The sequence below is a fragment of the Hahella sp. HN01 genome, assembly GCF_018986435.1.
Lineage (GTDB): Bacteria > Pseudomonadota > Gammaproteobacteria > Pseudomonadales > Oleiphilaceae > Hahella.
The window spans coordinates 151042-169567 of record NZ_JAHMIN010000012.1 but is presented as its reverse complement, the minus strand read 5'-3'; the positions used below and the strand labels follow the sequence as shown (position 1 = coordinate 169567).

Annotated in this window: 14 protein-coding genes; 7 read left to right on the top strand and 7 right to left on the bottom strand. The window is 54.9% G+C overall.

Going from position 1 to position 18526, the window contains the following annotated elements; translation table 11 throughout:
* Nucleotides 1-158: 158 nt before the first annotated feature.
* Both KP814_RS13835 and KP814_RS13830 read right to left on the bottom strand, forming a co-directional pair.
* Nucleotides 159-1739 (bottom strand): FecR domain-containing protein, encoded by a 1581-nt coding sequence (locus tag KP814_RS13835; RefSeq protein WP_216737310.1) that lies wholly within the window; start codon nucleotides 1737-1739, stop codon nucleotides 159-161.
* Between the two features lie 61 nt (nucleotides 1740-1800).
* Nucleotides 1801-2487: a response regulator transcription factor gene (locus tag KP814_RS13830; RefSeq protein WP_216737309.1), complete on the bottom strand. Its 687-nt coding sequence runs from the start codon at nucleotides 2485-2487 to the stop codon at nucleotides 1801-1803.
* Between the two features lie 607 nt (nucleotides 2488-3094).
* On the opposite strand from KP814_RS13830, the gene KP814_RS13825 reads away from it, so the two are divergent.
* The 3 genes from KP814_RS13825 (at nucleotide 3095) to KP814_RS13815 (ending at nucleotide 6291) form a co-directional block, all read left to right on the top strand.
* Complete coding sequence (locus KP814_RS13825) at nucleotides 3095-5224, top strand: hypothetical protein (RefSeq protein WP_216737308.1); 2130 nt, start codon at nucleotides 3095-3097, stop codon at nucleotides 5222-5224.
* Between the two features lie 117 nt (nucleotides 5225-5341).
* Nucleotides 5342-5665 (top strand): BolA family transcriptional regulator, encoded by a 324-nt coding sequence (locus tag KP814_RS13820; RefSeq protein WP_216737307.1) that lies wholly within the window; start codon nucleotides 5342-5344, stop codon nucleotides 5663-5665.
* Nucleotides 5666-5673: 8 nt separating this feature from the next.
* Nucleotides 5674-6291 carry an L-threonylcarbamoyladenylate synthase gene (locus KP814_RS13815; protein ID WP_216737306.1) on the top strand — a complete coding sequence of 206 codons (618 nt, stop codon included), beginning with the start codon at nucleotides 5674-5676 and terminating at the stop codon, nucleotides 6289-6291.
* Nucleotides 6292-6327: 36 nt separating this feature from the next.
* On the opposite strand, the gene KP814_RS13810 is transcribed toward KP814_RS13815, so the two are convergent.
* Nucleotides 6328-6942: a hypothetical protein gene (locus KP814_RS13810; protein WP_216737305.1), complete on the bottom strand. Its 615-nt coding sequence runs from the start codon at nucleotides 6940-6942 to the stop codon at nucleotides 6328-6330.
* 173 nt (nucleotides 6943-7115) lie between these two features.
* On the opposite strand from KP814_RS13810, the gene sbcB reads away from it, so the two are divergent.
* Nucleotides 7116-8567 (top strand): exodeoxyribonuclease I, encoded by a 1452-nt coding sequence (gene sbcB / locus KP814_RS13805; RefSeq protein WP_216737304.1) that lies wholly within the window; start codon nucleotides 7116-7118, stop codon nucleotides 8565-8567.
* A 113-nt stretch (nucleotides 8568-8680) separates the two neighbouring features.
* Here sbcB and KP814_RS13800 read toward each other — a convergent pair whose 3' ends face one another.
* Both KP814_RS13800 and KP814_RS13795 read right to left on the bottom strand, forming a co-directional pair.
* The gene (locus KP814_RS13800) at nucleotides 8681-11479 is read right to left on the bottom strand and encodes an insulinase family protein (protein ID WP_253938360.1); all 2799 of its coding nucleotides are present in this window, start codon (nucleotides 11477-11479) and stop codon (nucleotides 8681-8683) included.
* A 221-nt stretch (nucleotides 11480-11700) separates the two neighbouring features.
* Nucleotides 11701-11997 (bottom strand): hypothetical protein, encoded by a 297-nt coding sequence (locus tag KP814_RS13795; protein ID WP_011398751.1) that lies wholly within the window; start codon nucleotides 11995-11997, stop codon nucleotides 11701-11703.
* A 338-nt stretch (nucleotides 11998-12335) separates the two neighbouring features.
* On the opposite strand from KP814_RS13795, the gene phbB reads away from it, so the two are divergent.
* The 3 genes from phbB to KP814_RS13780 all read left to right on the top strand — a co-directional run bounded on the left by phbB (nucleotide 12336) and on the right by KP814_RS13780 (nucleotide 16506).
* Nucleotides 12336-13082 carry an acetoacetyl-CoA reductase gene (gene phbB, locus KP814_RS13790; RefSeq protein WP_216737302.1) on the top strand — a complete coding sequence of 249 codons (747 nt, stop codon included), beginning with the start codon at nucleotides 12336-12338 and terminating at the stop codon, nucleotides 13080-13082.
* A 431-nt stretch (nucleotides 13083-13513) separates the two neighbouring features.
* Nucleotides 13514-15499 (top strand): SDR family oxidoreductase, encoded by a 1986-nt coding sequence (locus KP814_RS13785; protein WP_216737301.1) that lies wholly within the window; start codon nucleotides 13514-13516, stop codon nucleotides 15497-15499.
* Between the two features lie 404 nt (nucleotides 15500-15903).
* Entirely contained in the window at nucleotides 15904-16506 is a 603-nt protein-coding gene (locus KP814_RS13780; RefSeq protein ID WP_011398748.1) for a peroxiredoxin, read from the top strand.
* Nucleotides 16507-16636: 130 nt separating this feature from the next.
* On the opposite strand, the gene rnt is transcribed toward KP814_RS13780, so the two are convergent.
* Nucleotides 16637-17293: a ribonuclease T gene (gene rnt, locus KP814_RS13775; protein WP_011398747.1), complete on the bottom strand. Its 657-nt coding sequence runs from the start codon at nucleotides 17291-17293 to the stop codon at nucleotides 16637-16639.
* Nucleotides 17294-17396: 103 nt separating this feature from the next.
* Nucleotides 17397-18434 carry a dihydroorotase gene (pyrC, locus tag KP814_RS13770; RefSeq protein WP_216737300.1) on the bottom strand — a complete coding sequence of 346 codons (1038 nt, stop codon included), beginning with the start codon at nucleotides 18432-18434 and terminating at the stop codon, nucleotides 17397-17399.
* Between the last annotated feature and the right edge of the window lie 92 nt (nucleotides 18435-18526).

Sequence of the window (18526 nt, the reverse complement as noted above, 5' to 3'; positions counted from 1 at the left end):
GGGTTGGGCTGCGCATCAGGTTTGCCTGGGATCATCCCATAAAGGCCCTTTTTGTTGTGAGCGAAACAGTGTTGTTAGTGAAATACTGCTGTGAGTGAACTAGCCCTGACGTTGCTTGCGCCCGATACGCCTTATGGGAATAACGGGTCTGGCGGAGTCTACGGCTCTATTCTGACCGCCTGAATCGCGCCGAAGTTCGACGAATAGAGCGGCCCTGCAACCGGTCTGATACGAATCCAATATGTCTTTTCCGGAGTCAAACGGAGATTGGCGGAGGTTTTCTCCACTTGCTGCTCTTCAATGACCCGGCTGAAAAATTCGTCTTCCGCCAACTGAAGTATATACCGGTCTGCATTGGCCACGCTTTTCCAGAACACTTTCGCTTTTTCGTCAAAATAATTCACCGCGATGACGTGGGTGTCGTCAAGCTTTCCCAAAATGGTGAATCTCCGCGGCTCGCTATAGGAAAAATCGTCGCCGCCAGCCAGTGTGGCGATACGCCAGAAATACTCGCCTGCATTCAGGTCGCGTTCGGCTTGGGCGCTGGATATGGAAGAGAAGGGGGTGCGGGTGTAGAGGGCGGTGAACTGAGGATCGGCGGAGATTTCAAGGCTAGACATCTGGGTTGGCGTGTCCAGTCGCCAGCGGAAGACGGGGCGAGGCTCTCGCAGCAACGCCCCCGTCAGCGGGGTAATCAGCTGCGCCGGCTCCGCCTTTTGCTCCACCCTGAAGCGCACTTCCGTATCCACGCCCTCCAATCCTCCCGGGTCCACCGCCCGCAGCAGTAAACGGTAGTCGCCATTGCCCAGGTCGGGCAACTCAACCAACGGAGCGTCAATCTGCTGGGAAAAAACCGGCAGCTCCTTCCCATCGCCTTTAAATACTTCGATCACGTACGCCGTCGCATTGGGCACCGGAGCCCAGCTCAAGGTCACCGGCGCGGCGTTATACACCGCCGAGGCGGAGACTTCCGGCGCCTCCGGCAATTGAATTTCGGAGAAAACGGAACCGGAGCCAACCGTGGCGCCCTGGCCTTTATAGAGCTTGCGAGAGGCGGTGGCGTTGGAGACTTCCACCACGCCCTCGGTAACTTCCGCTACGGTGACGTCGGCGGTCGCCCGCAGACGGAAAGCGGTACCGCGCACCGCCGCAACGGCGGAGGGTGTGGAGACTTCGTAACGTGAAGCGGGGCCTCTGCGCGGCGTCACCTTCTGCTGCATTTTGCCGCGCAGCAAACGCAACCGCGTATCCACCATGCCGGTATCGCCATAGTGGGTCAGGGTATTGAATATCACGATGGATTGACGGGAGACTGTCAATTCGCTGCCATCTGCGAATCCAACCAGCGCGGAGCCCTCATCGGTTTTGATCTCATCGCCGATTTCGAGTTTGGCTTCCTGCGTCGCCAGTACGTAATGAGAGGAATGCGCTTTACGCAGCCACACTTTGCCGCGCAGATTGAGGAAAGAGGCGGATTGTGGATAGTGGCGCAGCCAGTCGACAGGAATTCTTAACTGCGTGCCAGGCGTTAGTGACCAGGCGTCGTTGAGGCTGTTATAGCGCATGAGCGCGTCCCAGCCGCGATTGGGCGCCAGGAAGCGCTCACCGATGCTTTGCAGGCTGTCGTTGGGCCGGGTGGTGTAGGTCCACTCCATCTTGTCGGGTTCTTGGGCGAACCCGGTGCAGGAGAACCAACACAGGAACCAGAACCACAACAGGTGGCGTTTGCTCTGTTTCAATCAGACTCCCAATATTCACAGTGTCGTCAATCGTTGGCCGCAATACCCGGACAATGCTGGCCTATTCCACTTCTTCCAGCCGATAACCGTGCTGGTAGATGGTCTTAATGCGAAATCCGTTTTCCGGTTTGATTCCCAGTTTTCGCCGCAGACGGCTCATATGAGTGTCCACAGTGCGGGTATTGATGTCGCTACTGACGCCCCAGACCCGTTCCAGCAGGTACTTGCGCGACAGCAGGCGGCCTTTGTTTTCGAACAGAAACGTCGTCAGGTCGAAGTCTTTGTCCGTCAACGTCAGTGGCTCGCCGTTCAGTTGAATGGTCCGTTTCTTGTGGTTGATGCTGAAAGCGCCATAGCTGGCTTCTTCGGCATCCGTCTCCTCCGTGCGGTTTCTCCGACTCAGCGCTTTGAGCCGGGCGATGAGTTCGCCGGGCCGCGCCGGCTTCACCATGTAATCGTCGGCGCCGGACTCCAGCGCCTCAATAATGTCTTCTTCCGCTTCGCGCTGAGTCAGGAACAGCACCGGTATCGGCCATTCCTGCTGCTGCCGCACCTTGCGGAGGATATCGATGCCGTCCATATCCGGCAGTTGCCAGTCCATGATGAGCAAATCGAAGCTGTCATGGGTGACGGCGAATAAAAAATCTTTCCCCGTATTGTAGTGGCGGCATTGAAAATCTGAGTTCCGCAGATTTAGCAATAGCTGGTCCGCCAGATTCTGGTCGTCTTCTAGAAGTCCGATTTTCATAGTCTGCGTTCGTCTAACTGTTTGATGTATATCTAAGTTTGGCAGTAAACCGCCAATCTCGCTAACTTTTGCCGAAAAATGTGCGGACGGGGTTGAACCGCACCTGATTCAGCGACTTTTTCGACAGACAGCAAACCTTGCGAAAAGCCGGACTAGGGCAAGGTCTACTTCAACTTAAATGATTTTTGTGAGCAATTTAAAAATGTAACAACAAGCTACTTTTTGCATCGTACGGGGCCTTTCAACGCATTCTGGCGGCTCAAATTTCACTTCGATAATGCGTGTTCGCAAACATCTGTTGGACTTAGCCATGGTCCTGGCGGCGGGGTTGGTTATATGATGGCGCTGCGGCTCTCCCGAAACTCACGCCAAGGCGTGGACCAATCAACGGGATGAGCGCAGCGCTCCGCGCCGGAGCGGTGTCAGGCGTTCAAGCAGGAAATGGAACCGTCCAAATGCGAGGGGCTGTGGTCGCAGGGATCGGAAGTCAGGATCTTATGCGGGTAAGCGAAGCGTGCAGTGCTCCCTTCGCGACGCCCTGATAAAGGGATGGACGGCGAATATAAGGAAATAGCGGCGATCGCAATGATCGCTGTGGAGAAGGAAAATGAAATTAATAAGGACTTTTAAACGAGAAACAGGATGTAAACTTCATTTAGGTGTGGCCCTTTTTGCGCTGTTGACGGCCTTTGCTCTTCCAACTCTGGCGGAGATCAATTTTTACCCGCCTGTAAATCTGTCCTACTCAGAAGGTCTGAGTTTTAACCCCAGTCTGGTGACTCAAGGCGATAATCTCTTTGTGATCTGGGACGATAACAGTTCCGGTGTGAAGGAAGTGATGTTCGCGCGCTCTCGTGATAAAGGCGAAAACTACACGCAGGCAAAGCAGCTGTCGTCGCCTTCAGGGCAGTCCAGTGCGCCCGATGTAGCGGTGGACTCCCGTGGTCGCGTGCATGTGGTGTGGCAGGATACCTTGTACGGCGCCTCTACGATCCTTTACGTGCGTTCGGAAGACGGCGGCAAGACCTTTACTCCGGCTGTCAGCCTGTCTGGGGATGATAGCGCGTCCGTGCGGGCGGATATTCTGGTGGACTCGGCGAACGTGATCTACGTGGCCTGGACCGACACCGGTACGGAAGAAGTGATAGTGACCCAGAGCGTGGACGGCGGCGACAGCTTTCAACAGGTCGCCAAAATCAAAGCCAACTTTGTCTCCAGCGTGCGCATGGCGGCGGGCGGAGATCGACGTATTCATGTGGCCTGGACTAATGCGCAGAATGTCTATCACATGTATTCCAGGAATGGCGGGCGCAGTTTTTCTCAGCCGGTGAGCATTTCCGCTAGCAGTGCGGTGTCGTCTTCTGTATCGCTGGCGGCGGACGCGGGCAGCAATGTCTACATCAGCTGGAGCGAGCAGATCAACGATGAGGCGGAGATCTATGTGGCGCGCTCCGAAGACGGCGGACAGCACTTTGCGCCGCCCGGCAACATCAGCCGCAACCCGGGCGCTTCGATCGGACCGGACTTGACCACAGATGCGGAGGGCGTGCTGTATGTCGTGTGGCAGGATACGACGCCTGGCAATTACGAAGCGATGTTCGCGTATTCCTCCGACAGAGCGCTGACCTTCTCGTCGGCCGCCAACATCTCTCCCAGCGAACTGGGGTCTCTGGTGACCAAGGTGGCGGTTAATGAGTCCGGCGGCATATTTGTCGCCTGGGACGATAATCGCAGTGGCAATTTTGAGATTATCGTGGCGCGAGGGATGCAGGGCTTGGCGGCGATCAAAAACGCCACCGCCAAGCCCTCTCCCTTCAGTCCGAACGGGGACGGCGCCAACGATACGTTGAGAGTGCGCGCTGATTTCACCGCCCCGCTGCAATGGGAAGCCTCCGTTCTCACGTCTGAGAATGAACCTGTGAAAGTGTTTCGCGGTAATGGAGAACTTTTCGATTTAACTTGGGATGGGCTCGACCACAATGGCGCAGTAACCCCGGACGGCTCCTATCGTTTTCTGATTACAGGCGTGGACGTGGACGGCGTGGCGGCGGCGCCGGCGGAAGTGTATTTCAGCGTGAATACCGTATCGGATTCGGAACCTCCCCAGTTGTTGAGCTACGAGTCCAACTATGCGGAGTTTGGCCCGGACGGCGACGGACGACGCGATAGCGTCGCGCTAAAAGCGAGCTTCAATAAAAGTCTCGATTGGACGCTCAGCTATCAAAACCGGGATGGCGTGGAGCTGTTCAGCCAACAAGGCAGCGGCGTTTCCTTGGACAAGCAGTGGGACGGCCGTGATTTCAGTGGAATCACCGTTGCGGATGACCGTTATGTGATTGCGTTGTCGGCCACAGACACCCAGGGAATCAGTGTGAGCGGTGAATTGCGGGTGATTGTAGACACAGTGGCCCCGCAATGGGCCAATATCAGTGTGACGCCGGAGGTGATCACTCCCAACGGCGATCAATCCAATGACAAGGCGCGGCTGGAGTTTGATCTCAACGAAGGCGCTTTGACGACGGTGTACGTCTACGAGGCGCGGGGCGGCTCTCTGGTGCGGGAGTTGTATCGGGAGCCGTTGATTGGCGAGCGTCACGTCGTGATCGACTGGGATGGACGCTCCGGCACTGGGAGCGTCGTGGCGCCGGGAAAGTATATCTTTAAGGTATGGATGCGGGATTACGCGGCCAATCGCGCGGAGCCCTATCCGGTCGTGGCGGGCGTCACAGTGAGATAAGCGGAAGCCGCTCCGCTCGTCGAATGCGGCGGAGTGGTTTATAGTGTAGGCATTATCTACGCCGCGACGAGGCCCGTCGCGGCGGCTTGCTGTCTAATCCTATCTGCTGAATAAAATATGAAAATCCAAATCTCTGTTGAGAATAAGTTAAAAGAGGCTTTCACTCCGACGCACCTGGAGGTGATCAATGAAAGCCATATGCACAGCGTCCCTCCCAATTCAGAAACCCACTTCAAAGTGGTGTTGGTGACGCCGCAGTTTACGGACGTGCGCTCCGTACAACGGCATCAGAAGGTGTATGCGGTGCTGGGAGAGTTGATGCAACAGGGCATTCACGCGCTGGCGCTGCACACTTTCACCCCACAGGAATGGCTGGAAAAAGGCCAGGCCCCGGACTCGCCCAACTGCATGGGCGGCAGCAAAAAAGCTAAAACGGAGTAGGGTGGTCAATGAGCCAGTTTTTCCAGATTCACCAAGATAACCCACAGTCCCGTCTGGTTCGTCAGGCGGTGGAAATCATCCACAACGGCGGCGTTATCGTTTACCCCACGGATTCAGGCTATGCGCTGGGGTGCGCTATCGGCGATAAAAGCGCCGCCGACCGCATCAAGAGCATTCGTCGCCTGGATGATAAGCATAACTTTACCCTGGTGTGCCGGGATTTGAGCGACATCTCCACTTACGCCAAGGTGGATAACAGCACCTATCGCCTACTGAAAAACCACACCCCCGGCGCTTATACCTTCATTTTGCCGGCGACCTCGGAAGTACCGCGCAGGCTGCTGCATCCGAAACGGCGGCAGATCGGCATCAGGGTGCCTGATAACCGCATTGCGCAGGCGCTGCTTGAGGAGCTGGGCGAGCCGCTGATGAGTTCTACGCTGATTATGCCTGGCGAAGAAATGCCGATGACCGATCCTTATGAGATCCGCCAGATGCTGGAGCATGCGGTGGATTTGATCATCGACGGCGGTTTCTGCGGTATGGAGCCCACTTCGGTCGTCGACCTGACCGACGATACGCCGGTAGTCCTAAGGGAAGGCGCGGGCGATATCTCCGGCTTCTGAATGAGTGCGCCGCCGGATTCCTGGCGGCGCCTCGCATCAACTGATCGAGATGGAGAAGGCGGCGCCGGAATTTGCGGTCATTTCCGCCGCGGCGGACCCCATCTTGTGAAAGCGCTGCACGATGTCCTGCAGGGAATTGTTCTGCGGATTGGAGGAAAGCAGCGAACTGAACAGCGAATTGTCGCCGCCGTAGGCATTCTGCAGACGCATGACGTTCTGAACGTAGTCCAGTGCGGGCTTCTGATTGCTCAGACGCACGAACGTTTGCTTGATATCCGGGTTGCGGTTGATATCCGCTTCTATCTTCTGCTTGGCTTCGGTCGGAATGGCGCCTGAAATTTCCAGCGCGCCGGTCTCGTTGCGACCCAGGCGAACTTGTCCGCGCACGCTGGTGACGCCATACTCGGCAAGCTTTTGCCTGAGCGTCTGCTGTACAAAGGCAGTATCTTGCCCGACGCCTTGTTGAAACTCTTTGATCATGACCCGGGGACGGGAGCTTTGTTCCTGCTGCTGACCCGACAGGGTGACGGTTCCTGGCTCGGGAAGATTGTCCATGGCCGCGTCGGCCTTTGTCTGCTGGGCGGCGGTGGGCTGTTTCAGGCCTTCGTACGCCTGATTTCCGTATTCAAATAAAGTGCGAATTAAACCCATGACGGCTACCTTGTTATCTCTGAGTGCGTTGTTTCCGACATTGGAAAGCACGTATTCCTGACATATTCAGAACTTATTCAAATGCTGTGCCAGCATTGCTCCGGGAATCCAACATGACGAACGGGGCGCTATTGGCTAACATGGGCGCCTGATTGACGACTCAGAGTAGTTAAATGGCTGACACCTTTTATTGGTACGATTTCGAGACCTGGGGCGCAGATCCCCGCAGAGACAGACCCTCTCAGTTTGCGGGCGTGCGCACGGACTTGGATCTCAACCCCATCGAAGAGCCGCTGGTGATGTATTGCAAGCCGGCGGAAGACGTATTGCCGCAACCGGAAGCCTGCCTGATTACCGGCATCACGCCGCAGAAGGCGCTGTCCGAGGGCGTGAGCGAAGCGGAGTTTATCCGTCTGATCCACGAGCAGTTTTCGCGCCCGGGAACCTGTGTGGTTGGCTACAACAGCATCCGCTTCGACGATGAAGTCACCCGCAATACGCTATATCGCAACTTCTACGATCCATATAGCCGGGAGTGGCGAAACGGCAATTCCCGCTGGGACGTTATCGACATGGTGCGGCTTACCTACGCCATGCGGCCCGAGGGCATAAACTGGCCCATGAACGCGGAAGGCGTCCCCAGTTTTCGCCTGGAAGAACTCACCAAGGCCAATGGCGTGACGCATGAAGCGGCGCATGACGCCATGTCTGACGTGTACGCCACCATTGCCGTGGCGCGTCTGATCAAAACGGCGCAACCCAAGCTGTATGACTACGTGCTTGGCCATCGCAATAAGAAAGTTCTGGAAGGGCTGGTGGATATCGAACGCATGAAACCCTTGTTTCATGTGTCCTCCAAATTCCCGGCGGCAATGGGCTGTTGCGCCATGGTGGCGCCGATAGCGCGTCATCCAACGAATCCTAACGGTGTGATCGTCTATGATCTGCGCGCTGATCCCTCCACCTGGACGCACCTGCCGGTAGAGAAGATTCGAGAGCGTATCTTCACTTCAAATGAAGACCTCCCTGAAGGCGCGGAACGTATCCCGCTGAAAGTCGTGCATCTGAATAAATGCCCGATTCTGGTGGAGAGTAAAATTCTCAAAACCATGGATCCGGAAAGATTGCGCGGTTTCCAGCTGGATGGCGACAAGTTGAGATCGCACCTGCAGGCGTTGCGTCAGGTAGCGAATATTCAGCAACGGGTGGCGGATGTGTTCAACGAGCCCATGGACGACAGCGAGACCGATCCAGACCTGATGCTCTACAGCGGCGGCTTTTTCAGCAACAACGACCGGGAGCTGATGACTTTTATTCACGAGCAGTCGCCGGAAGTGCTGGGGGAGCTGGAGCTGCCCTTTGAAGATCCACGGCTGCAGGAGATGCTCTTCCGTTATCGGGCGAGAAACTTTCCTGGCACGTTGAATGAAGAAGAAATGGAGAAGTGGGAGCGGTATCGTTATCACCGTTTGGCGGGTGAATCCAGCGGAGCCTCAATCGGCTTTCAGGCGTATTTCAAAAAGTTGGAGCAGCTCGCCGCTAACCCGGATATCACGCCGTTTCACTTATCCATTCTTCAGGATCTGCACTTATACGGCGAGTCCATTATTCCCATGGACTTCTGATCTCAGATAGCGCCATAGCCACAGCGCCTGACTCTCGCTGGTGGATAGCGTAACGAAAAAGACCCGCATGATGCGGGTCTTTTTTATTGGAGCGAGCTTCGCTGGAGCGCCTGTCAGTATTTGGCTCGCAGCGGAAACAGCTTGTTCGCGTTGAGCCAGCTCTCTTTGTCCTTCAACGGCTCCGCTTTTCCAGGACGCCAGTGCGCACCGTTTTTGTCCCCATCGGTGACTACCAGCAGCGCGCTCTTATCGGTCACAAACTGCGTGTCGAAGTAATCCGCCAGTTGATCAAGGCTGAGTGTGTCCACTTCGCTGGCGATCTGGTTCAGGGTGTCGAACTGCTCGTTGCCAACGTCAATTTCCGTCCAGAACCGGTCGGAGCGCTGCTCCAGAGTCTGATCTTTCTCCATCAGGCGCGCCTTCAGCGCAGCTTTATGTTTCTCAAACTCCGCTTCAGGCAGCAGGCGCAACTCTTTCGCAAAACGAGCAATGAAGTTCTCGGTGGCGGTGTGGATTTGCTTCGGCGTGTGCGACGGAGATTGCACGATAAAGGCCAGGGCAGGCGTATCCAGCAGCGTATAGGGCGTCGCGAACACCACATAGCCCATCTGCGCTTCTGTGCGGATGTCGTTGTAGTATTCCGGCGAAATGATCTGTGCGATCAAACCGAAAGCTGCACGGTCCGCATAGGTTTTTCCGGGACCCTGAACATAATAAAGATAGGCGGAGTCCTGATGTGGCGTGCTGATTTCTTTAAACCAGTCGCCCCCTTGAATATCCACCACCGCGCTTTTCTGCACATTGACGATATTGGCGCCGGCCATTAGTTGCGTTTCCACAACTTTGGCGGCGTGCAGCGCCTGCTCACGCGAGATATTACCGTGGGCGAGAGCGACCAGATTGATATCCTTGAGCGCAGTGGGCGCGAATGCGCGTACGTCATCCAGCGTGATCTTCTTCAACGCTTCAATCTGTTGCTGTTCCGTCCAGTAAGGTTGCAATAACCAAGTTCGCGCTTCTGAGGCAAGGCGCTCGAACGGCTTGTCCTGAATCGCATTTTTGAGGTCGCGTAACATATCTTTCTTGAACTGATTGAAGCGGTCTTCGCGCAGTTCAGGATGCTTCAATGTGGTCAGAATTCGCTCCAGGAGCACGGGCTGTTTGTCGCTGAAGCCGTCGATGCGAAGCGTTATGCCGCGCAAATGCTTGTAGAGCTTGAAATCCAACCCGGCGAGGTAGGCGGGGTAGGAGTATTCGCTTAACTCGTCACGGGCCAGTGAGATAAATAGCTCCGTCAGCGCCTGATCTCTCGGGCTCTTGTTAGCCAGCGGCGAGCGAATGCTCAAGTAGAAGCTGGATTTGGGAGAGTCGAAAGACAGGTCTTTGGCGAACCAGACTTCATATCCTGGGTGCTCATAGATCTTCTCGGGAACCGGCATGTCTGGGCCGGCCAGCAAATCGAGATCGTCTGGTATGAATTCGTTGGGGCCTGGCAGATGAATGGCGGCCTGTTGATCCGGTGAACGGATCTCGGCGTCTTCTTCTGTGGTGAAGGCGCGCACGCTGTAGGGCGTTTCGTACCAGCGTTCAGTTTTATCGGTGGCGACTTCAGGCGCGGACAGCACCGCCAGCATATTTTCCGGACTCAAGCGGTCGGCGAATTCTTTCAACACCTTGGCGTCATAGTCGTCCATGGCGTAAGGCGCGCGCAGCACTTGCTCAGGAGAGTGATCCTGTAGGCGACCCGCCAGACTGCTCACGTAGTGAATGGGTGCGGCCTGATCCTGGAAGCGATAGGCGATATCCAGCATCTTCGCCTGTTCCTGAAAGCGCCATTCCTCAATGCCTTGCTGCTTGATCAGATTGATGTAAGTGAATACGTCACGGACAACCTTAATCCAGTTCTTCTGGCCTTTCTCCGTCAGCGTGATGGAGACGCTGACCACAGAGCTGTCTTCCTCGCTGGTGAACAGACCGGAAGAAAGTCCCTCCGCCAGATTCTGCTGTTTCAACCAGGAAAGCAGACTGCCTTCGCCTTCGTGGCCGATGAGGTTGGTCAGGTAATACACCGGTTTGGCGTGGTAGTAAGGCTCAATCGGCGGCGCTTCAAACATCAGATGTAACGAGCGCTTTTCCTTGATCGGTTTGACGGACAGAAGCGTCGGCGCTGCGCCGGGTTTGAACAGCGGAGGCCGTTTCTGGTTGTGTTCGATGTCGCGCTTTTTCACGCCGCTGAACTTTTCCTTCACCCAGGCTTCCATCGTGTCCAAGGGCTCTTTGCCATAGACGGTCAGCTTCATGATGTCTGCGGAGTAGTGTTGCTCGTAAAACTTGAGCAGGGCGTCGCGGACGTCTTCGCCAGGACGGTCAGCCAGGGTTTCCAGATTGCCGACGGCGAACTTGGCCATGGGGTGGTCCGGATTGATGGCCTGTTTCACCGCAGCGAAAAAGCGGCGACTGTCTTCCCGCAGCTTCGAAGTATATTCCGAATGCACGGCATTCTTCTCACGCTCGACATAGGCTTCGGAAAACAACGGCGCGACAAACTGCTGGCTGAATCGGTCCAGCGCCGGCTCCAGCGCGTCGGCGTCCACATCGAAGAAATAGTTGGTGTGATCGAAAGCGGTGAAGGCGTTGTGAGAGCCGCCATGCTGGTTGATAAAAGACTGGTATTCGTCAGGCTGGGGGTATTTTTCCGTTCCCAGAAACAGCATGTGCTCCAGGAAGTGCGCCAGCCCCTCCCGACCGACTGGATCGGCTCCGCTGCCGACGTCCACATCTATCGCGGCGGCGGCTTTATCGGTTTCCGGGTCGGATATCAACAGCGCCTGTAAACCGTTGTCCAGCGTGACAGCCCGATATAGTCGCTTGTCATTCGGGCTTTTGGCTATGTTGTTGTTCACTGAGGGCATAGTGTTAGGACTTTTATTGAGAACGCTGCAAGCGGAAATAAAACTAAAAACCAGGATCAAAGTGCCGGCGGCTGCAACGCTAAGGGTTCTTGATCGCATAACTTAAGGCCATTTACTGAGTATAGGTGTTTTGCGGGATAAATTGGCGGGCCGTTGCAGTCTTTTGCTGTGCCGGCGAAGCCAATATCCGGTTAGCTGAGACACGTCCGCCAAGACTTGGTTCAATGATGTTTTGCGGGTTGGTTGGCTTGCTGCAGGGCTTCCAGCGCTGATGAGGCGATGGTTTTGGCCTCGCTCACGGATTCCCTGGCGCTGAGTTCGCTGATTTTTTTCAGCGCGCTTTCAGCGATGCCGGCGTTTTGTTCAATGATCAGAAACTCTTTTTTAAACGCTATATCGATGGCTTCATAAACTTTGCGGATGTTTTCCTGCAGAGCGTCCTTGTCGGTGGAGGTTTCGTTGATGGCGCGCAAACAGGCTTGCGCGATGCGGATGTATCTCTGGTCTTTATTGGTCATGGCGGCCACATCAGGTTAAACATGGGCCGAGTATATCACAATGGTTCTTGAGTCCGACCTGCTTAAGGAATCTTAATGTGAGACTTCATCCGCTTGCTGAAATCTCTCCCGTACGACGTTATTGCCCGGTTTAGCGGGCTCTTAGAGGCGCGAAAATGGTGATCATTGTTGCGCCGGGAAAAATCGAATGCAGGCAGTAGGACATCTCTTGACGTTGGTCAAGACGGGCCCCCTCGGCGAAGGTCTAATTTAAGCTGTCACATAGAATAAATAGTATCCAAAATGCGACTTTTCGCACTGGACAGAAACTCGCATTGGAAAGAAATAAGGAGATTGACATGGAACAGCACATTGCATTGGTTACTGGCGGCACAGGGGGTATCGGGACCGCCATCTCTCAGCGTTTGGCGGAGGACGGCTTTCGAGTGATCGCCACCTGCAGTTCGCCGGCCAGGCGCGCTCATGCGGAAGCCTGGCGGGCTGAGCAGAGGGAGCGTGGGTTTGATATCGCCATCGAACTCATGGATGTCTCCAGTTTCGAAAGTTGCGCCGCGGCCGCCGCGGATATTCGTGAAAAATACGGGGTGGTCGACGTGCTGGTGAATAACGCCGGCATCACCCGCGATGCAGTTATGAAAAAAATGCAGATGGAGCAGTGGAAGGATGTCATCGACACCAACCTCGGCAGCGTCTTCAATGTCACCAAGCAGTTTCTCGACGATATGCTGGAAAGGCAGTACGGCCGCATCGTCAATATTTCCTCCATCAATGGCCAGAAAGGGCAGTTCGGCCAAGTGAATTACTCCGCCGCCAAAGCAGGCATTCATGGTTTCACCAAAGCGCTGGCGCAGGAAGTGGCGCGCAAAGGCGTGACGGTGAACACCATCTCCCCCGGCTATGTCGCCACGGCAATGGTGATGGCGGTGGCGGAAGAAGTCAGAGAGAAGATCAAGGCGCAGATTCCCGTGGGGCGCTTCGCTGAACCGGAAGAAATCGCCCGTGCAGTATCTTTTTTGACAGCGAAAGAGGCGGGTTATATCACCGGCTCCAACCTGTCTATCAATGGCGGCCAGCATATGTACTGACGCCTCCGATGGAACCGGCCGCTGCGGCGGCCGGAGCCTCATTGTCGATCAAACACTCTAATCCCTTGTGATTTTCTTGCACGAAATCCGTTGATTTCGCCTCCGTTGTTTTTACGCTCCGCAATGCCTCATCATCCCGCTTACAATGCGGGTTAGGGCGCATCGGAAGAGTCTCTTCCGTCAGTGTCGCCTTTATCAAATTGTAGTTATTTTGATCTAATCCATATTTCGAGCCATTGCTCTAACACAAACAATGAGTTGCGGAATAAAAATAAGTACACTCGTAAAGGTTTATAGCCTAGGCATTCGACAATAAAAACCTTTGCCATACTTAAAGGCTATACAACTGGAAAACAGGAAAGCTTTGCACTGAATCGGTGGAGCTGGGTTCATTAATAAAGTTAAAAAACATCAACCGGAATGGAGTGGATATGAACTACTTCGTGACAGGAGGCACCGGATTTATCGGTCGTTTCCTGGTTCCCAAATTATTAAAACGCGGCGGAACCGTATATTTATTGGTGCGGGAGGCGTCTCTCCCCAAGCTTGATGAGCTGCGTGAACGCTGGAGTGCGTCGGATGAGCAGGTAGTCGGCGTTGTCGGCGATTTGGCGGAACCGATGCTTGGCGTCAGTGAAAAAGATGTCGCGATGCTGCAGGGCAAAGTGGATCATTTCTTCCATTTGGCGGCCATCTACGACATGCAGGCCTCTGCGGAAAGTCAGGAGCAGGCGAATATTGAAGGCACTCGGAATGCGGTTAAGCTGGCCGATAGCCTCAAGGCCGGCTGCTTCCATCATGTCAGCTCCATCGCGGCGGCGGGTCTCTACCGGGGCATCTTCCGCGAAGACATGTTCGATGAAGCGGAAAAACTGAATAACCCCTATCTGCGCACCAAGCATGAATCCGAAAAACTGGTGCGGGAAGAGTGCCAGACGCCTTGGCGCGTCTATCGTCCGGGCATGGTTGTCGGTCACTCTAAAACCGGTGAGATCGATAAGATCGATGGCCCTTATTATTTCTTCAAGTTGATCCAGAAGCTGCGTAGCGCACTGCCGCAGTGGATGCCCACCATCGGCCTGGAAGGCGGACGCATCAATATTGTGCCCGTGGATTTCGTCGTAGACGCGATGGATCACATCGCGCATGCGGAAGGCGAAGACGGCAAATGCTTCCACCTGACTGATCCTGATCCCCATAAAGTGGGCGAAATTCTCAATATCTTTGCGGAAGCCGGCCACGCTCCCAAAATGGCCATGCGCATTGACGCGCGTATGTTCGGGTTTATTCCTCCGATGATTCGCCAGGGGATTGCGCGCCTGCCCCCAGTACAGCGGATGAAAACCGCTGTGCTTAACGACCTTGGGATTCCGGATGAGGTAATGAGCTTTATCAATTACCCAACCCGCTTTGATAATCGCGAGACTGAGCGCCTGCTTAAAGGAACCGACATCTCTGTGCCCCGCTTGCAGGACTATGCGCCGGCGATTTGGGATTACTGGGAGCGTCACCTCGACCCCGATCTATACAAGGACCGTACTTTGCGTGGGGCGGTGGAAGGGCGTGTCTGCGTTATTACTGGCGCCACCTCCGGCATAGGTTTGAGCGCCGCCCGCAAACTGGCGGAGGCGGGCGCCAAAGTCGTGATCGCTGCGCGCACCCCGGAAAAACTGCAGGAAGTGAAGAAAGAATTGGAAGCGCTGGGCGGCGAGATTTATGAGTACTCCGTCGACCTCTCTGATCTGGAAGACTGCGATCGCTTTGTCGCCAATGTCCTTAAGGATCTGGGGCATGTCGACGTATTGGTGAATAATGCTGGCCGCTCCATTCGTCGCTCCATTCAGCATGCGTTTGATCGTTTCCATGATTTTGAGCGCACGATGCAACTTAACTACTTCGGCTCATTGCGGCTGATTATGGGGTTTGCGCCCAGCATGCTGGAGCGGAGGCGGGGGCATATTGTGAATATTTCCTCAATCGGCGTATTGACCAACGCGCCTCGCTTTTCCGCGTATGTGGCTTCCAAGGCGGCGCTGGATGCGTTCTCCCGCTGTGCGGCGGCGGAGTTCTCCGATAAGAACGTCACTTTCACCACTATTAATATGCCGTTAGTGCGGACGCCGATGATCAGCCCCACCAAGATCTATGACTCGGTGCCAACGCTGACGCCAGAGGAAGCGGCGGATCTGATTGCGGAGGCGATTATTCATCGTCCGAAGCGCATCGCTACACGTCTGGGCGTATTTGCGCAGGTGCTGCACTCCATGGCGCCGAAGTTTAGTGAGATCATCATGAACACCGGCTTCAAGATGTTCCCTGACTCCAGCGCCGCCACGGGCGGTAAAGATGGCGAGAAGCCCAAGGTTTCCACCGAGCAGGTCGCTTTTGCAGCGATCATGCGGGGAATTCACTGGTAACGTCTATCGCTGTCGGAAAACGGGTTCCGGTCTTGGCGCCGGGGCCCGGCTTATTATTATCAAGTATCCCCGTAGTCTGCCTGAATCAGGCCGTTGCGCATTAGAAAATTGGCGGCAAAACACCTACACTTGCTGGCTCAGGCTGCGTAACCCGAAAATTTTTAGGCATTATTTCGGTTCGTAGGGGCTCCGTGATTTTATAGGGCGGACCTATGCTCGCCATTAATAAATTAAATGGCGCGACAATAGGCTTGGTTCAGTGGAAAAGGTATGATTACGCCACTTTTGTGTGGTGTCTTTCACCCTCTGAACGCAGCAACATATCGCTGCAATAATTTGTTGAAATAACAAGCGTATTTTGATGCTTGCATCAAAACAGAAAATGTAATTTAGGAGAAACAACGATGGGCGTTCTAGTAGGAAAACCTGCTCCCGACTTTACCGTTCCCGCTGTTCTGGCTGACGGTCAGATCGTAGACGAATACAAGCTGTCTGAAGCAATCAAAGGCAAATATGCTCTGATTTTCTTCTACCCTCTGGACTTCACCTTCGTATGTCCTTCTGAGCTGATTGCACTGGATCACCGTGTAGAGCAGTTCAAAGAGCGCGGCGTAGAAGTGATCGGCGTTTCCATCGACTCACACTTCACTCACAACGCATGGCGTAACACGCCAGTGGACAAAGGCGGCATCGGTCCCGTCAAGTACACTCTGGCGGCTGACCTGAACCACGAAATCTGCAAAGCGTTTGACGTTGAGTCCGCTGGCGGCGTTGCGTTCCGTGGCGCTTTCCTGATCGACAAAGACGGCGTTGTGCGTTCCCAAATCGTTAACGACCTGCCGCTGGGCCGCAACGTAGACGAGCTGATTCGTCTGGTTGACGCGCTGCAATTCCACGAAGAGCACGGCGAAGTATGTCCTGCTGGCTGGAAGAAAGGCGACAAAGGTATGCAGGCTTCCCCAGAAGGCGTAGCTAACTACCTGTCTCAAAACTCCGACAAGCTTTAATCGCTGTCGAGTTAACGAAAAAGGCCGCTTTTGCGGCCTTTTTTGCGTCTAGGAGAAGGGGGTGACCCAAAAAAGAAAAGCGCTGTAAACAGCGCTTATCGAATCGGTGTGGATAACCTAAATCCGAAGATCAGTCTGCGTAGTCTTGCTGATCGGTAGTCCAGCCGCCCAATTCTTTCCAGCGATTCACGATAGAGCAGAACAGCTCGGCCGTTTTCATCGCGTCATATTCTGCGGAATGCGCTTCTTTATTATCGAAGGGAATGCCGGCTAACTGGCAGGCCCTGGACAATACTGTATGCCCATAGGCCAGCGCCGCTAATGTCGCTGTGTCGAATGTGGAAAACGGGTGAAACGGATTGCGTTTTACATCTCCTCTCTCGGCGGCGGCGAACAGGAACGAGTGATCAAAAGTGGCGTTATGGCCGACCAGGATCGCGCGATTACAGCCGTTGGACTTCACGGACTTGCGAATAGGGCGGAACAGCTCGTTCAGCGCATCGGCTTCGGGTTTGGCGTCGCGTAAAGGATTGAATGGATCAATGCCGGTGAACTCCAGCGCAGCCTGTTCGATATTGGCGCCGGCGAAGGGTTCCACATTGAAGCTGACTGGCGGTTCAGGGTAGAGCATCCCATCATCTTCCATGCTGATAATGACGGCGGAGACCTCCAGTAGCGCATCGGTCTTGGAGTTGAAGCCGGCTGTCTCGACATCCACCACAACAGGCAGAAAGCCGCGGAAACGTCTGGCGAGAGGGGATTTAGGGCGGTTTTGCGATTCAGACACTGGTTATCTACTTTTGGTTGGGGTGGCGAACATCTCCCGCCACGGCTGTACTGTTATGAGAAATAAAGGTTTTGCGCGACAGGAGAGTGCGCGAGGAGCTGCGTCAGAGCAGCTCGGCCTTCCAGCGAATGGTCTCTCCAGCGCGGAAAGGAACTATAGTTGAGTCGCCCAACGCCATGCTGGTGGGCATGGTCCAATCCTGTTTGCTCAAGCGTACTTTGCCGCTATTGACTGGCAGGCCGTAAAACTTCGGACCGTGATGGCTGGCGAAACCTTCCAGTTTATCCAGCGCGCCCAGCTCATCGAAAGCTTCCGCATATAACTCCAGCGCAGAGGGCGCGGTGAAACAGCCGGCGCAACCGCAAGCCGCTTCCTTCTTCTCTTTGGGATGCGGCGCCGAATCTGTGCCCAGGAAAAATTTATCGCTGCCGGAAGCGGCGGCGTCGCGCAGTGCAAGCTGATGTTCAGATCGCTTCAGAATGGGCAGACAATAAAAATGAGGGCGAATGCCGCCTACCAGCATATGGTTACGGTTATAGAGCAAGTGATGCGCAGTAATGGTAGCGGCGACATTAGAGTCAGCCTGATTGACAAACTCCACTGCATCACGGGTGGTGATGTGCTCCAATACGATCTTCAGGTCTGGAAAGCGCTCAGTCAACGGTGCAAGGGTTTCATCGAGAAAACGCTTTTCACGATCGAAAATATCCACGTCCGCCTGGACCACCTCGCCGTGCACCAGCAGCGGCAGGCCGACTTCACTCATTTTCTCCAGTACCGAAAAGACATTGGCGACATCAGTGACGCCGGCGTCGGAGTTGGTGGTGGCGCCTGCGGGATAAAGCTTGCAGCCATAAACGATCCCGCTTTGCTTAGCGACGACAATTTCCTCTGGAGAGGTATTGTTGGTCAGATAAAGCGTCATCAGCGGATCAAACGTCGCGCCAGCGGGAATGTGACTCAGGATTCGGCTGCGATAGGCTTCCGCCTGCGCTGTGTGGGTGACCGGAGGAACCAGATTCGGCATGACGATGGCGCGGGAAAACAGGCGCGCTGTCGCGGGTACGGTAGTCGCAAGGGCGTCGTCGTCGCGCAGGTGAAGGTGCCAATCGTCGGGCCGGGTAATGACTAAGTCAGACATAGAGTATCAACCACCAGGGCAATGCAGAAAAGCAGGGTTACAAAACTGCACGCAAGTATACCAGAACGGAACAGGATTCAGGGTAAAGAATT

What these genes read in the sequence shown, in the direction of transcription:
- KP814_RS13795 (WP_011398751.1), bottom strand. Translation starts at nt 11,997, where the DNA reads ATGACCAATAAAGACCAGAGATACATCCGCATCGCGCAAGCCTGTTTG.
- sbcB (WP_216737304.1), top strand. Translation starts at nt 7,116, where the DNA reads ATGGCTGACACCTTTTATTGGTACGATTTCGAGACCTGGGGCGCAGAT.
- phbB (WP_216737302.1), top strand. Translation starts at nt 12,336, where the DNA reads ATGGAACAGCACATTGCATTGGTTACTGGCGGCACAGGGGGTATCGGG.
- KP814_RS13800 (WP_253938360.1), bottom strand. Translation starts at nt 11,479, where the DNA reads ATGCCCTCAGTGAACAACAACATAGCCAAAAGCCCGAATGACAAGCGA.
- KP814_RS13820 (WP_216737307.1), top strand. Translation starts at nt 5,342, where the DNA reads ATGAAAATCCAAATCTCTGTTGAGAATAAGTTAAAAGAGGCTTTCACT.
- pyrC (WP_216737300.1), bottom strand. Translation starts at nt 18,434, where the DNA reads ATGTCTGACTTAGTCATTACCCGGCCCGACGATTGGCACCTTCACCTG.
- KP814_RS13830 (WP_216737309.1), bottom strand. Translation starts at nt 2,487, where the DNA reads ATGAAAATCGGACTTCTAGAAGACGACCAGAATCTGGCGGACCAGCTA.
- KP814_RS13815 (WP_216737306.1), top strand. Translation starts at nt 5,674, where the DNA reads ATGAGCCAGTTTTTCCAGATTCACCAAGATAACCCACAGTCCCGTCTG.
- KP814_RS13780 (WP_011398748.1), top strand. Translation starts at nt 15,904, where the DNA reads ATGGGCGTTCTAGTAGGAAAACCTGCTCCCGACTTTACCGTTCCCGCT.
- KP814_RS13810 (WP_216737305.1), bottom strand. Translation starts at nt 6,942, where the DNA reads ATGGGTTTAATTCGCACTTTATTTGAATACGGAAATCAGGCGTACGAA.
- KP814_RS13825 (WP_216737308.1), top strand. Translation starts at nt 3,095, where the DNA reads ATGAAATTAATAAGGACTTTTAAACGAGAAACAGGATGTAAACTTCAT.
- KP814_RS13785 (WP_216737301.1), top strand. Translation starts at nt 13,514, where the DNA reads ATGAACTACTTCGTGACAGGAGGCACCGGATTTATCGGTCGTTTCCTG.